The organism is Ruegeria sp. YTSA075 (genome assembly GCF_059610245.1).
In genome coordinates this window covers 1-1,693 of record NZ_JBXWNG010000036.1, presented here as the reverse complement: position 1 = coordinate 1,693, position 1,693 = coordinate 1, and the positions used below count along the sequence as shown (strand labels likewise).

Sequence of the window (1,693 nt, the reverse complement as noted above, 5' to 3'; positions counted from 1 at the left end):
CAATTATGTGAAGTCTTCACATCCACACCCTGATACAGTGCGAAGAGGGGCGCCGCCGGCCTGGTTCACAGGTATCTGATCCACAGGGCTTGATCGTCTGAATCTCCGACGACTTCGTCAATGTCAGCTGGGTTAAGGCCAAATTCCGCAACCAGATCTTCGACCTGAACTGATTGGAAGCTATCGAGACTTCGCACAAGTCGGCCTTCTTCAAATGCGATCAATTCGTGTGTTCTGCCGGACCAACGGACGATCCCGCCGCAGAGCGTCCGATGTTCGATATCGACCAGTTCTGCCACCGGGTCTGCAAAGAAATCGCTCCACTTGAGAAATCCTGTACTGACAGCTCGCGCAACCGCTTGTTCGATCGTCCGGCTCTTCAGCTTGGTGGTGATCGAAGATATCTGCGCATCCACCGTTCGAGAGGGGTTTCCCGTCTGTTTGGCAATGACAGACGGTATCAATCCTGACGCAAGCATCTTCAGAACATCCAACTCATCACCAGACAAGGAATCCGATGGAAAGTTGAAGACCGTTTCAATGACGTCCAGCGCGAGCAGGTGCAGTATCTGGGCTTCGTGGCGCAAGGCAGGGAGCATTGTCGCGATCAATGCCTCCCATTCGGCACGAGGCGCATTGGATGTGACGGTAAACACGCCGCGCTCACCAAAAGGATTAATGACCGGAATAGTCAGGCCGTTGCGGCCAACGCCAAACCGTCTGGCAGCTTCAAAAAGCGCTGCATAGTCAGTCTGGTTGTCGAATGCTGTCCAATCAATCGGAGCGATCATGGTGGCGCCGAACCGAATGAGGGGATCGGCCAGGATCAGGTCGTTTTCAATGTAATGCCTCGTCCATTCTTCCGGAAACGTGGTGCAGCCGTGAACGATGTTTTGCGACTTGTCGACATGGGCATAAGACGCATTCTCAAATCCAAACCTGCTGCAAATCTCCTGGAGGCGTGCCTCCCCGGTTTGCCGGAAATCCAACTCAGAGCTGCCAATATCTGCGATCTTCATAGACCGTCTTTCTGTTCCGCGCTGCCGTTGAGGCCGCATAGCAACCTAAAGCTGAACAAACCACTCGGGATTTCCCGTAGCCAATCACAGATGCGAATACAGTTCTGTCCAGAAGACGGAAACAGATCGGAAACCGCCGATTGGAGATGTTGATTTGCAAGGCGAGCGACGCAATGCCCATCGGGTTGTGAAACATCCTTTCCGCCCTAACGAAGCCCATGGTCTTCCTCCCGCGCTCTTCGTGCCAACAGCCCCATGAAACTGGAAATCAGGTTCAATTCTCCGCGTTCATCTGCTTGAACCATACCGCGAAGATATCCTCCCGGATTGACGACTTGTGGCAGTTTCGGATCACTCAGCCTTGCGTCTGTGATCACTCCAGCCAGGATCGCGCCCATGAGGGTCAGTCGATTGATTGCCTCATGCCAGGCGGAAATATTGGTGCCAATCTCAGACAGCCGGGACCAAATGCCGGTCTCGATAGCATAAAGCGATGGGTTGGGATTCTGATCGCCACCACCAGCAATATCGATATGCATGCGCAGCTCGGGTGAAGCCAGGTCATAGAGAATACGATTGTTCACCCGAGGCAGCTTTTGGGCCTTGCGCCCCGCCGGATCTGTTGGATGATTGCTTTCTGAGCAATGCGAAGGGCCGTCAGGCCCGGAGCCAGA

Annotated in this window: 1 protein-coding gene and 1 pseudogene; both read right to left on the bottom strand. The window is 54.0% G+C overall.

Annotated elements, in window-relative coordinates; genetic code table 11:
* Positions 1 to 65: 65 nt before the first annotated feature.
* On the bottom strand, positions 66 to 1,019 hold the full coding sequence (locus AC2FGE_RS20910) for an autoinducer binding domain-containing protein (protein WP_496821253.1): 954 nt from the start codon (positions 1,017 to 1,019) through the stop codon (positions 66 to 68).
* 206 nt (positions 1,020 to 1,225) lie between these two features.
* A pseudogene (locus AC2FGE_RS20905) lies at positions 1,226 to 1,693 on the bottom strand (hypothetical protein); the annotation flags it as partial.